The following is a 12,388-nucleotide window of genomic DNA, read 5'->3' as shown; positions in this document are numbered from 1 at the left end:
AGCCTTACCTATATTGAAGCGCCAAACGACCTTTCGTCTGCCTCAAGGTCGGGCGTGGCGCCGGCGCGCCCGAGCCGCAGGCCCGGCAGCAGCGCCACCACCGCGAGCGCCGTGGCGATGCCGAACACGGCGGGGAACCCGGCATCCGTCCCCGTCAACGCGACGAACGTGAGCCCCATGATCGCGATGGATGCCGCCGCCCCGATCGAGTCGGAGATCGACAGCGCCGACGAGTTGAAGCCCTGATTGCTCGGAGTCGAGTACGCGAGGGTCAGCACCGTCAGCCGCGGATACATGAGTCCCATGCCGCCGCCGGCCAGCGCCCAGCCGGCGATGACGACCCACGGCGGCAGGTGCGCGGCGGCGGTCGTCGCCGCGACGAGCGTCGCCGCGACCAGTTGCGCACTGCCGATCAGGGTGATGCGCGTATTGCCGAGGCGATCGCCGATCCGACCCTGCAGGTCGGCGCCGAGCGCCCACAGCAGTGCGGCCGCCGTCAGCCCGAGCCCGGCCCACGTCGGCGAGAAGCCGTAATCGTCGATCAGCAGGTAGGGGACGTAGATCTCCGCGCCGAACAGGGCTCCCGCGATGAGGGCACGCATGAGGATGACGCTCGGCAGCCCGCGGCGTGCCCGCAGCGTCCCGGCCGGCAGCAGCGGGCGCGCGGCGACGGCGACCACGACGAGCGAGACGGCGACGACGACCGGGGCGAATGCTCCGGCGCGACCGGCGAGGCTCAGGGCGAGGGCGCCGACTGCCACGACGCTCGCCCATGCCAGCCGCGCGGCGACCGGCTCGCGCGACGGCTCGCCGCTGGCGAGCGGCAGCCCGCGCAGCTTCGCGTAGACGATCGCGAAGGCCGCCGTCGTCAGCACGGCGACGCCGAGGAACACCCACCGCCAGTGCAGGTACTCCGCGACCGCTCCCGCCAGAGCCGGCCCGATGATCGAGGGGATGACCCACGCGGCGGAGAACGCCGCGAAGACCCGCCCGTGCAGTGCCGCCGGATACACCCGTGCGACGACGACGTAGAGCGCGACGGTCTGACCGCCGGTGCCGAGCCCCTGCACGAGGCGCCCGGCGACGAGCACCTCCATCGACGAGGCGGCCCCCGCGATCGCGAGGCCTGCGACGAACAGCCCGACCGCCGTCGCCAGCGGCGCCACCGGATCGGTCCGGTCGCACCAGGCGCCGACGGCGACCATGCCGACGACGCTCGTGGCCAGAGTCCCCGAGAAGGCGACCGCGTACAGGTCGGCCCCGCCGAGATCGGCGCTGACGATCGGCATGACCGTCGTCACGGCGAGCGACTGCGTCGCCGCGAGGAAGATCATCGCGACGGCGCCGACGGTCACCCACACGTAGCGGGCGTGCCAGATCCCGGCGCTCACGAGCGCGCGAGCGCGCCGATGCGCGTGACGGCGTCGACGAGCACGTCGGGCCCGCAGCCGAAGTTGAGTCGCACGTGTCCGGCGCCCTGGGGTCCGAACAGCGGGCCGTGGTGCAGCGCGACCTTCGCCCGGCGCCGGATGTGCTGCGCCGGGTCGTCGCCCCAGCCGTAGGCGGACAGGTCGATCCAGGCGAGGTACCCGGCGTCGGGAGCGCGGTAGCTCGCGAGCGGCAGGTGCTCGGCGAGCAGGTCCGCCAGCAGGTGGCGGTTGAGGTCGAGCCGCGCGCGCAGCGCATCGAGCCACCCGTCTGATGCCGCATCGAAGGCGGCGACGCCGGCGATCGCGCCGAGCAGCCCGGTGCGCCACTCCACCTCCGCGCACAGGTCGCGCACGACGGCGGTCGTGGCGTCGGTCGCGGTGACCATGAGCGCGCACTTGAGCCCGGCGAGGTTGTACGCCTTCGAGGCGCTCGTGACCGCGTAGCCGACCGCCGCGGCGTCGTCCGATGCCGCCAGGAACGGCGTGTACGGCACCTCGCCGTGCGTGAGCGGCGCGTGGATCTCGTCGCTGATCACGACGGCGCCGTGCCGGGCGGCGAGCTCGGCGAGCGACGCGAGCGCGGATGCCGAGTGCACGGTGCCGGTCGGGTTGTGGGGGTTGCACAGCAGCACGGCGCGCGCCCCACGGGCCAGCGCCGCCTCGATGCCGTCGAGATCGAGTTCCCAGGCCGCGCCGGTGTCGGCGAGCGGAACGGGCTCCACCCGGCATCCGGCCTCGGCGATGCACATCGCGAACGGCGGGTACACCGGCGGCGTGGTGATCACGCGGTCGCCGGGCCGGGTGGCGGCGCGCAGCAGCTCGACGACTCCCATCATGACGTCGCCCGTGCTGCGGATGCGCGCGGGGTCGACCTGCCAGCCGAAACGGCGCCCCGCGAACTGCGCGAACGCGCGCCCCAGCCCGGGGTCGGGCGGCGTGTAGCCCGTGTCGCCGTTCGCGACGGCCTCGGTCAGCGCGGCCGTGATGGCGGGCGCCAGCGCGAAGTCGGTCTCGGCGACGAACATCGGCAGGACGTCCGCCGGATAGGTGCGCCACTTGCTGCTCGATCGGCGTCGCAGGGTCTCCAGAGGAAGCGCGTCGAGGGGGGTGGTGCTCACTCGACGAGCCTACCGGCGGCGCGGCGCGCCGGGGTTCCGCGGCGTCAGATCGCGCAGCCGACGTGCACGCATCAGGTTGCGTGGGGACCGAGCCCGTGACACCGCCGCTGCAAGAATGGCTGTATGAAGCCACCGACGATCTACGACGTGGCCCGCTCGGCAGGTGTCTCGCATCAGACGGTCACCCGCTATCTGCACGGGTTCCAAGGTATTCGCCCGGAGACCCGTGATCGCGTGCAAGCCGCCATCGCCGAACTCGGCTACCTGCCCAACTCAGCCGCAAGACAACTGCGACACAATCGCATCAACGTGATCGGACTGCTTGCCCACCGGGTCGACATGCCGGGTCCGGCGCGCATGGTGGTCGGCGTCATCGAGGCTGCGCGGCAGAACGGCTATCTCATCGAGCTCGTCGCAACGGAGGGGCAGGAACCGGACGAGATCGATGCCGCGCTCGACCAGCTCTTGGAGCACCAGCATGCCGGGCTGATCATCGAGTCGCAGTACGAGGGCCTCACCCGTGCGATCGAGGCTCGTGAACTGCGTGTTCCGCATGTCCTGGCCACCTCCCGGACGCTGACCTCCGACGACACGACGACAACGACCAACCATCAGACCGGACGGATGGCGGCCGCGCATCTGCTCGGGCTCGGCCACCACGATATCGGATACGTGAGTGGTCCGCGGTCCTGGTATGTCGCGAAAGAGCGACGTGACGGATTTGTGGCCGAGCTCGCTGCCGCCGGCAGAGAACCCGTCTGGGAGGCGGAGGGCGACTGGTCCCCCTCTTCGGGCGCCGCGGCGTGGCGAGACCGCCCCCGCTCTGCCGCGCCGGTGACAGCCGTGGCCCTCGGAAACGACGCCATGGCCATCGGCCTGATCTCGGCCGCGAATTCGAGCGGCGTGGCAGTTCCCACCGAACTGAGCGTGATCGGCAATGACAACATGCCGGAGGCCGCGTACGTGACACCGCCCCTGACGACGGTCGCCATCGACTTCGAAGCGGAAGGCGCGTTCTTGGTCGCCACCCTCTTGGGGAAGATCACCGGCCGGACTCCGCCGAACCCTCTCCCTGCCCCGCGGCTGCTGGTGCGCGCCTCGACGACAGCCCTTCGCTGACTCTTCGCCGACCTCCCTGCTTCCACCGCTCGACGTACTCTTGCCGACACCGGAGACTCTCTGCTAGGTTCCAATGTTGTCGACAACATGTTGTCGACAACATTGACAGAGAGGTCGCCATGGCATCCAACCCGCGGTTCTCCGGAATCCTGTTCGGAGCGGCCTACTACGCGGAGTACCAGCCGGAAGGCACCCTCGAACGCGATCTCGACCTCATGGCGGAGGCGGGGTTCACTGTCGTCCGCGTCGGCGAGTCCGTATGGTCGACCTGGGAGCCGCGTGAGGGTGAGTTCGACCTCGACTGGCTGCAGCCCGTTCTCGACGGCGCGCACGCACGCGGCATCGGCGTCGTCCTCGGGACGCCGACCTACGCCATCCCCCCGTGGCTGCAGACGCGCCACCCCGAGATCGCCGGAGAGTCCTCATCGGGCGCCCGCATCGGATGGGGCGCGCGACAGGAGATGGACCAGAGCCAGCCCGCATATCGGTTCTACGCCGAGCGCATCGTGCGTAAGGTGGTCTCGCGCTACTGCGACCATCCCGCCGTGATCGGCTACCAGGTCGACAACGAGCCCGGCAATGTGATCGCCCACAACCGTTCGACCTTCCACGCGTTCCTCGCCTGGCTGCGCTCCCGATACGGCACTGTCGAGCGGTTGAACGAGGAGTGGGGTCTCGTCTACTGGTCTCACCGCCTCTCCGAGTGGTCAGAGCTCTGGCGGCCTGATGGCAACCTCATGCCGCAGTACCAGTTGGAGTGGCGCAGATTCCAGGCAACTCTGGCAACCGACCTCGTCGGGTGGCAGGCCGAGGTCGTGCGCGAATACGCCCGCGACGATCAGTTCATCACCACGTGCATCTCGTACACGAGGCCACAGATCTCGGACGATGAACTCGTCACGAACCTCGACCTCACCGCGGGCAACCCTTACTACCTCATGCAAACCGGTCTGGACGCGCTCGATGCCATTGCGACGCCAGATCGCTGGTGGCACTCCGGCGTGCCCGCTCTCGTCCAGTGGGGCGACCGCGCGTGGTCCAGCGCCCAGGCACCCTTCCTCGTCACCGAGACCAATGCGCAGTCCATCGGGGGTCCGTGGACGAACCATCCACCCTTCCCTGGGCAACTGCGCCAGGCGGCGTTCGCTCTGCTGGCACGTGGCGCCCGGATGATCGAGTACTGGCATTGGCACACCCTGCACTTCGGCGTCGAAACGTACTGGGGCGGCATCCTGCCGCACAATCAGGTTCCGGGTCGGATCTATCGCGAGATCTCGGCCCTCGGCACCGCCCTCAGGACCATTGGCGGAGCCTTGGACGATTTCGTGCCCCACGCGGACGTCCTGATGCTGTGGTCCACGGACACGAAGTGGTCGTGGGACTTCTTTCCACCTCTGGCCAACATGGACGGCTCGCCGAACACGAACGCCTACACAGACATCTTCGACGCGTGGTACGACGGGTTGTTCGAGGCGGGCGCGCAGATGCGCGTGCAGCACGTGCGCCAGTTCCTCGAGGAGCCGCTCGGTGATCTCGTGGCCAGGTTTCCGGTGCTCGTCGCTCCGGCGGTCTACATCGCTGAGGACGCCGTGCTCGAGAAGCTCGTCGCGTACGCCGAGGCCGGAGGCCACCTCGTGCTGGGCATCAGAACAGGGTACGGCGACGACCTTGGTCGTGCGCGCCGAGAGGTCGCTCCCGCACGAATCGCGCCCGCAGCGGGTATCCACTACGAGGAATACACGAATCTGTCGAGTCCGCTCCCGGTGCTCCCCCGCCAGGGACTCGCGGTGGATCCTGACTCTGCCGGCGTCGGCTGGGCAGATCTGCTGGAAGTGGACGATGCGACGGTGCTCGCCGACTTTGCCATGACGGAGTTCGGCGCGCGCCCGGCGCTCACCACCAAGAACCACGGCAACGGGCGGGTGACCTACCTGGCAACCGTCCCCAACCGCGAGCTCGGCCGGAGTGTCGGTCGCTGGCTCGTTCCCCACGCAGAGCGGGGCCGTTGGGACGCTCCGGCGGAAGTCACTGTTTCCAGCGGATGCTCCGGCGGAGTGGAGTTGACGTTCGTCTTCAACTGGTCCGGTGCGTCCGGAGAGGTCACGGCCCCCGCACCGCTACGCGACCTCGTGTCGGGCGAGACGCACCGACAAGGAGACACCATCGTCCTCGACGCGCGCGAGGCGCGGCTGTTCGAGGTCGCCACGGGCAGGACACTGCCCATCCCAACACCGAGAGAGAAATCATGAAACGATCACGCAAGGCAATGGCGCTCGGAGCGATCGCACTGGCCTCCGGGCTCGCGTTGAGCGGCTGCACGTCCGGCGGCGGCACCACGCAGGAGAGTACTGCCCCGGTCTCGCAGGCGGACATCGACAAGGCGCTGAACACCGAGACAGAGCTCACGTTCTGGACGTGGGTTCCCGACATCCAGAAGGAAGTCGACCTGTTCGAGGCGAAGTACCCGAAGATCAAGGTCAAGGTCGTCAACACCGGCGGCGGCACGCAACACTACCCGAAGCTGCGCGCGGCGTTGAAGGCCGGCAAGGGCGCGCCGGACGTGGCGCAGATCGAGTACCAGTACGTCCCCTCGTTCCGGCAGACCGCGAGCCTGGCCGACCTCACTCCGTACGGCGCCGCCGACACCAAGGACCAGTTCGTGGAGTGGGTGTGGAACCAGGTCGCCAACGAGCAAGGCGTATGGGCCGTGCCGCAGGACTCCGGCCCGCTCGGCAACCTCTACCGCAAGGATCTCTTCGACAAGGCGGGCATCACCACCGCCCCCGAGACGTGGGACGACTTCGCCAAGGCCGCCGAGGCCGTCAAGTCCAACACCGGGTCCTATATCACCAACATGCCGGGCAACGACCCCGGCCAGATGGTGGGCCTGTTCTGGCAGGCGGGCGCGCAGCCGTTCGCCTACGACGGTGAGAAGACCGTGTCGGTCAACCTCGACTCGCCCGACACCCAGAAGGTCGTCTCCTACTGGCAGGATCTGATCGACAAGGATCTCGTCTCCGTCGACGCCGACTTCAACGACTCGTGGTACCAGGGACTGGCCAAGGGCAAGTACGCCAGCTGGCAGGTCGCCGCGTGGGGTCCGGTGTTCCTGCAGGGAACCGCCAAGGACACCAGTGGCAACTGGGCGGCCGGAAAGATCCCGCAGTGGGAGGCCGGACAGGACATCTCGGGCAACTGGGGCGGATCGACGGACGCCGTCATGGCCACCAGCGAGAACAAGATCGCGGCCTACGAGCTCGCGAAATTCATCAACACCGACGCCGAGTCGGCGCTCATGCTCGCCAACGAGCAGTTCCTATTCCCGACGACGACGGCGACCCTTCAGTCCGAGGACTTCCTCAACCAGGAGAACGAGTTCTACGGCGGCCAGAAGGTGAACGAGTTCTTCGCCGGAGTGTCCGAGACCGTCCAGCCCGACTTCCAGTGGCTGCCGTTCATGGACTACGTCTACTCGAGCTACAACGAGACGCTGGGCACCGCGATCGCCGACAAGGGCGACATGCTGGCTGCGCTCACGGAGTGGCAGAACCAAGTGAAGACCTACGCCACGCAACAGGGCTTCACGGTCGAGTGAGACACAGGGGGCGCCGGACCTCCGGCCCGGCGCCCCTCACGCGAAAGGACGACAATGATGTCAACGCAAGCAGCCTCGGCCCGCCGCCGTTCGAGCACCGGCCGACCGCAGACGATCGCGGCGTGGGTGCTCGTCACCCCGTTCCTCGTGGTGTTCGCCACGCTCTTCCTGGTGCCGTTGGCGTACTCCGCCTACCTCAGCACCTTCACCTCGCAATTGGTCGGCGGTGAGGTGTTCGACCTCTTCGCCAACTACTCGCGCGCCCTCTCCGATCCCAGCTTCTGGTCCGGACTCGGCCGCGTAGCCACTTTCCTGTTCATCCAGGTGCCGATCATGCTCGTCGCATCACTGTTCTTCGCGCTCGCGCTGGACAGCGGCCGGGTGCGCGGAGGCAAGGTCGTCCGGCTCCTGATCTTCCTGCCGTATGCCGTCCCCGGCGTGGTCGCGGCGCTCATGTGGGGCTATATCTACGGCCAGGACTTCGGGCTGATCGCCCAGGTGTTCCAGGCGTTGGGGAGCTCCGCCCCCAACCTGCTCGGGCCCGACGCCGTGCTCGGCTCCATCATGAACATCGTCTGCTGGGAGTTCATCGGCTACAACATGATCATCATGTACGCCGCTTTGCGGACGATTCCGACGGAGCTGTTCGAAGCGGCCGAGATCGACGGCGCGAGCCAATTGCGGGTCGCGTGGAGCATCAAGATCCCCGCGATCCGTCAAGCGCTGATCCTGACCGTGATCTTCTCGATCATCGGGTCGTTCCAGCTGTTCAACGAACCGAGCCTGTTGTATGCCATCGCGCCGAATGCGATCGGCACCGACTTCACGCCCAACCTGTACGCGTACAACGTCGCGTTCAAGAACCAGGACGTGAACTACTCCGCGGCGATCGCCTTCCTCCTCGGCATGGTGATCGTGGCCATCTCGGTCGTCGTGCAGACGATCGTCAACCGAAAGGAGCGCGTGTCATGAGCGCCCTCACCTCATCGCGCAGGCGGCGGCTGGTCCCGCCGAACGAGCGCCGCAACACGCTCCTGACGATCTTCGTGTGGATCGCGGTCCTGTACTTCCTGGTCCCGCTGGTGTGGCTGTTCATGGCCAGCACGAAGAACAACTCCGACCTGTTCACGACCTTCGGGCTGTGGTTCGGCACGGCGTTCGAGCTGTTCGGCAACATCGGCCAGGTCTTCACGTTCCAGGGCGGTGTCTTCACCAGCTGGCTGGGCAACACCATCCTCTACGCCGTGGTCAGCGCCATCGGCGCGGCGGCTCTGGCGACGGCAGCGGGGTACGCACTGGCGAAGTACCGGTTCGCGGGCCGCGACGCGGTGTTCTGGCTCATCATCGGCTCGATCATGGTGCCGATGACCGCCCTCGCCATCCCGACCTACCTGCTGTTCTCGGCCATGAACCTGACCGACAACATGCTGGGCATCATCCTCCCGTCACTGGTGAGCCCGTTCGGCGTCTACCTCATGCGGGTGTACGCGGCCGACTCCGTCGATGACTCGCTCATGGAGGCGGCGCGCATCGACGGGGCCGGGGAGTTCCGCATCTTCTTCACGATCGGAATCCGGCTGCTCGTGCCCGGCCTGGTGACGGTGCTGCTGTTCCAGCTCGTCGCGACGTGGAACAACTACTTCCTGCCGCTCATCATGCTCAACACTCCGGAGTTGTTCCCGGTGACCGTGGGCCTTGCCAACTGGCAGGCGGCGGCCAGCGGCGGCGGGGGCGGCCAAGTACTGTTCTCGACCGTGCTCACCGGAGCGCTCGTGTCGATCGTGCCGCTGATCATCGCGTTCATCTTCCTGCAGCGCTACTGGCAGTCGGGCCTGGCAGCGGGGAGCGTGAAGGGATGACGCGGGCAACGCTCCCTGGCCTTGACCGCATGTGGTACGGCGGAGACTACAACCCCGAGCAGTGGCCGCGCGAGGTATGGGACGAGGATGTCCGCCTCATGCAGCGCGCGGGCGTCAGCGTCGCCACCGTCGCGGTGTTCAGCTGGGCGAAACTGGAGCCCGAGGACGGCCGCTTCGCGTTCGAGTGGCTCGACGACATCTTCGAGAAGCTGCACGCCGCCGGCATCCGCATCGATCTGGCGACGGCGACCGCGTCACCGCCCGCCTGGCTCGTGCGGGCGCACCCGGAGATGTTGCCGGTGACCTCGTCGGGCACCCGGCTCGAGTTCGGCAGTCGTCAGCACTATCACCCGAACTCGGCCGTGTACCAGCGGTACGCTCTGCGCCTCGTGCGCGCGCTCGCCGAGCGCTACGGCAGCCATCCGGCGCTGGCGGCGTGGCACGTCAACAACGAGCTCGCCTGCCACGTGACGCACGACTACTCCCCCGAGAGCGCCGCGGCGTTCCGGGTCTGGCTGCGCGACCGGTACGGCGATGTCGAGACACTGAACGCGTCGTGGGGCACCGCCTTCTGGTCACAGGAGTACAGCGCGTTCGATCAGATCGAGCCGCCGCGCGACACCCCCACCTTCAAGAACCCCGGTCAACAGCTCGACTTCGACCGCTTCATGTCCGACGCGTGGAAGGGATGCCTGCGGGCAGAAGCGGAGCTCCTGCGCGAGCTCACGCCCGGCGTGCCGATCACCACGAACTTCATGGGGTTCTTCAAGGCCAGCGACTACTGGTCCTGGGCCGAGGAGGTCGACTTCGTCTCCGACGACGAGTACCCCGACCCGGCCGACCCGATCTCACCGGCGTACGCCGCGATGACCCGGGATCTCATGCGCTCGCTGTCCGGCGGCGCGCCGTGGATCCTGATGGAGCAGGCACCCTCGGCCGTCAACTGGCGACCTCGCAACGCCGCGAAGGCAGCGGGATGGCACCGCCTCCTTTCGCTGCAATCGATCGCCCGGGGCGCGGACGGCATCATGCAGTTCCAGTGGCGGCAGTCGCGGATCGGCGCGGAAAAGTTCCACTCCGGGATGCTGCCGCACGCCGGGGAGGACACGCGCGTGTTCCGCGAGACGGTGTCGCTCGGCGCCGAGCTCGCCGCCCTGCGCGGCCTCGTCGGCACGCGGTGCCCCGCCGCTCGCGTCGCGATCCTGTTCGACTGGACATCGTGGTGGGCGCTGGAGCAGGAGTCCACACCGACGTCCCTGTCATACCTGCACATCGTGTTCCGCTGGTACCGGGAGCTGTGGCGGCGCGGTGTGCTCGTCGAGTTCGCCAAGCCGGGCCAAGCGCTCGACGGCTACGACGTCGTCATCGCGGCCGGCGCCGTCGCACTGTCGTCCCGGGCTCGAAGCGAGCTCGCGCGCGTCGTCACACGCGGGGGACAGCTCGTCGTCGGCTACCAGACGGCCGTCCTTGACGACGGGCTGGGCGTGCTACTGGGCGGCTACCTCGGCGAGCTGCAACCCGTGCTCGGCGTCCGCGTCGAGGAGTTCATGCCGCCGGCCGAGCCGTCCCTCAGCGGCGGCGCAGTGCCGCGGCTGGAGATCTCCGGACTCGGTGCGGGCACCGCCAGTGAATGGGGCGAGGTGGTGCGCGTGCACGACGCGGAGGTGCTCGCAACCTTCATCGGCGGAGACCTCGCGGGCTGCCCCGCGGTCACTCGCCGCACCGACATGTCGGGAGGGGCAGGATGGTACGTCGCGACCGCCCCGAGCGCCCTCGGCGAGATCGCAGACGCGGTGCTCGATACGGCCGGCATCGAGCACGCGCTGCTGCCCGACCAGGTGGAGGTCGTCGAGCGCGGCGACCACCGGTTCATCCTCAACCACTCGAACGTCCCTGTGACGGTGGGCGAGATCGAGGTGGCGCCCCGCGGCGCGCGGATCGACTCCGTCCTCCGCCTCGCCGTCTAGCAATCAAGCCATGACGGCCGGTCCGCGCCAGAAGCTGTCTTAAACCGAGCCTCCGGGTACATGGCCGCCGCGCCGCAGACTTGGCGCAAACCGGTCCCATCCACACCCATGACCCCGGATACCGCCAACTCCGCTGACCGCCGCGCAGATATCGCGGGGCTCGGTCGGAGATCCCCGTTCGAGTCAGATCGCGAAACCGAGCGCGCGCATCATGTCGCGCCCGTCGTCGGTGATGCGCTCGGGACCCCACGGCGGCATCCACACCCAGTTGATGCGGAACCGATCGACGACCTCGTCGAGCGCCTGTGCGGTCTGCTCCTCGAGCACGTCGGTCAGCGGGCACCCGGCGGAGGTGAGCGTCATGTGGATGACGAGAGCGTCGTTCTCGTCATCCCAGCTGAGGTCGTAGATCAGGCCCAGGTCGACGACGTTGATCGCGAGTTCGGGGTCCATGACGTCTTTGAGCGCCTCGGTGACCTCGTCGTACTTCTCCGGGCTGAGCGTCGCGGTCATGGCCTCAATCCTAGGCGTCGACGATGTCGGAGGGGTCGAGATAGCGGTCGTATCCCTCGTCCTCCAGGCGCTCGGCGAGCTCGGGGCCGCCCTCCTCCGCGACCTGCCCCTTGACGAGGACGTGCACGAAGTCGGGCTTGATGTAGCGCAGGATGCGCGTGTAGTGCGTGATCAGCAGCACCCCGAGGTCGGTCGCCTCCTTGGCGCGGTTGACGCCCTCCGACACGATCTTCAGCGCGTCGACGTCGAGGCCCGAGTCGGTCTCGTCGAGCACGGCGATGGCCGGCTTGAGCACCTCGAGCTGGAGGATCTCGTTGCGCTTCTTCTCGCCGCCGGAGAAGCCCTCGTTGACGTTGCGCGCCGCGAACTTCGGGTCCATGCGCAGGTTCTTCATCGCCTCCTTGACCTCCTTGGTCCAGGTGCGGATGGCGGGCGCCTCGCCGTCGATGGCGGTCTTGGCGGTGCGCAGGAAGTTCGTCACCGTGACGCCGGGGATCTCCACCGGGTACTGCATCGCGAGGAACAGCCCCGCACGGGCGCGCTCGTCGACCGACATCGCGAGCACGTCTTCGCCGTCGAGGGTGATCGAGCCGCCCGTGACGGTGTACTTGGGGTGTCCGGCGATCGTGTAGGCGAGCGTCGACTTGCCCGACCCGTTGGGGCCCATGATCGCGTGCGTCTCGCCGGTGCGCACCGTGAGCGTGACGCCGTTGAGGATGGGGGTCTGCCCCGCCTCGGTCTCGACCGTCACGTGCAGGTCGCGGATCTCCAGTACAGCCATGTCAGG

At 68.2% G+C, this 12,388-nt stretch carries 10 protein-coding genes; 6 read left to right on the top strand and 4 right to left on the bottom strand.

Going from position 1 to position 12,388, the window contains the following annotated elements:
* Positions 1-8: 8 nt before the first annotated feature.
* Positions 9-1,334 carry an MFS transporter gene (locus QM720_RS10790; RefSeq protein ID WP_415127898.1) on the bottom strand — a complete coding sequence of 442 codons (1,326 nt, stop codon included), beginning with the start codon at positions 1,332-1,334 and terminating at the stop codon, positions 9-11.
* Between the two features lie 53 nt (positions 1,335-1,387).
* Positions 1,388-2,548: a MalY/PatB family protein gene (locus tag QM720_RS10785; protein ID WP_415126395.1), complete on the bottom strand. Its 1,161-nt coding sequence runs from the start codon at positions 2,546-2,548 to the stop codon at positions 1,388-1,390.
* Between the two features lie 123 nt (positions 2,549-2,671).
* On the opposite strand from QM720_RS10785, the gene QM720_RS10780 reads away from it, so the two are divergent.
* From QM720_RS10780 to QM720_RS10755, 6 genes are all read left to right on the top strand, one after another.
* On the top strand, positions 2,672-3,667 hold the full coding sequence (locus QM720_RS10780; protein WP_415126393.1) for a LacI family DNA-binding transcriptional regulator: 996 nt from the start codon (positions 2,672-2,674) through the stop codon (positions 3,665-3,667).
* Positions 3,668-3,786: 119 nt separating this feature from the next.
* Positions 3,787-5,916, top strand: a complete 2,130-nt coding sequence (locus QM720_RS10775) for a beta-galactosidase (RefSeq protein ID WP_415126391.1) — start codon at positions 3,787-3,789, stop codon at positions 5,914-5,916.
* Positions 5,913-7,262 (top strand): ABC transporter substrate-binding protein, encoded by a 1,350-nt coding sequence (locus tag QM720_RS10770; RefSeq protein ID WP_415126389.1) that lies wholly within the window; start codon positions 5,913-5,915, stop codon positions 7,260-7,262. The genes QM720_RS10775 and QM720_RS10770 overlap by 4 nt, the downstream gene beginning before the upstream one ends.
* Positions 7,263-7,319: 57 nt before the next feature.
* The gene (locus QM720_RS10765; protein WP_415126387.1) at positions 7,320-8,234 is read left to right on the top strand and encodes a carbohydrate ABC transporter permease; all 915 of its coding nucleotides are present in this window, start codon (positions 7,320-7,322) and stop codon (positions 8,232-8,234) included.
* The gene (locus tag QM720_RS10760; protein WP_415126385.1) at positions 8,231-9,121 is read left to right on the top strand and encodes a carbohydrate ABC transporter permease; all 891 of its coding nucleotides are present in this window, start codon (positions 8,231-8,233) and stop codon (positions 9,119-9,121) included. Before QM720_RS10765 ends, QM720_RS10760 begins: the two co-directional genes overlap by 4 nt.
* 29 nt (positions 9,122-9,150) lie before the next feature.
* Positions 9,151-11,088, top strand: coding sequence for a beta-galactosidase (locus tag QM720_RS10755; RefSeq protein ID WP_415126383.1), 1,938 nt, complete (start codon positions 9,151-9,153; stop codon positions 11,086-11,088).
* A gap of 183 nt (positions 11,089-11,271) precedes the next feature.
* On the opposite strand, the gene QM720_RS10750 is transcribed toward QM720_RS10755, so the two are convergent.
* Positions 11,272-11,601 carry a metal-sulfur cluster assembly factor gene (locus tag QM720_RS10750; RefSeq protein WP_415126381.1) on the bottom strand — a complete coding sequence of 110 codons (330 nt, stop codon included), beginning with the start codon at positions 11,599-11,601 and terminating at the stop codon, positions 11,272-11,274.
* A gap of 10 nt (positions 11,602-11,611) precedes the next feature.
* A complete protein-coding gene (gene sufC / locus QM720_RS10745; RefSeq protein WP_415126379.1) occupies positions 11,612-12,382 on the bottom strand; it encodes a Fe-S cluster assembly ATPase SufC in 771 nt (256 codons plus the stop codon).
* Positions 12,383-12,388 lie beyond the last annotated feature (6 nt).

The organism is Microbacterium sp. (genome assembly GCF_047602155.1).
Classification (GTDB): Bacteria; Actinomycetota; Actinomycetes; order Actinomycetales; family Microbacteriaceae; genus Microbacterium.
The sequence above is the reverse complement of the archived record's forward strand: the minus strand, read 5'-3'. Positions and strand labels throughout refer to the sequence as shown.

Coding starts and splice junctions, on each gene's coding strand:
- QM720_RS10790 (WP_415127898.1), bottom strand. CDS start 1,334: ATGATCTTCCTCGCGGCGACGCAGTCGCTCGCCGTGACGACGGTCATG.
- QM720_RS10780 (WP_415126393.1), top strand. CDS start 2,672: ATGAAGCCACCGACGATCTACGACGTGGCCCGCTCGGCAGGTGTCTCG.
- QM720_RS10775 (WP_415126391.1), top strand. CDS start 3,787: ATGGCATCCAACCCGCGGTTCTCCGGAATCCTGTTCGGAGCGGCCTAC.
- QM720_RS10770 (WP_415126389.1), top strand. CDS start 5,913: ATGAAACGATCACGCAAGGCAATGGCGCTCGGAGCGATCGCACTGGCC.
- QM720_RS10765 (WP_415126387.1), top strand. CDS start 7,320: ATGTCAACGCAAGCAGCCTCGGCCCGCCGCCGTTCGAGCACCGGCCGA.
- QM720_RS10760 (WP_415126385.1), top strand. CDS start 8,231: ATGAGCGCCCTCACCTCATCGCGCAGGCGGCGGCTGGTCCCGCCGAAC.
- QM720_RS10755 (WP_415126383.1), top strand. CDS start 9,151: ATGTGGTACGGCGGAGACTACAACCCCGAGCAGTGGCCGCGCGAGGTA.
- QM720_RS10750 (WP_415126381.1), bottom strand. CDS start 11,601: ATGACCGCGACGCTCAGCCCGGAGAAGTACGACGAGGTCACCGAGGCG.
- sufC (WP_415126379.1), bottom strand. CDS start 12,382: ATGGCTGTACTGGAGATCCGCGACCTGCACGTGACGGTCGAGACCGAG.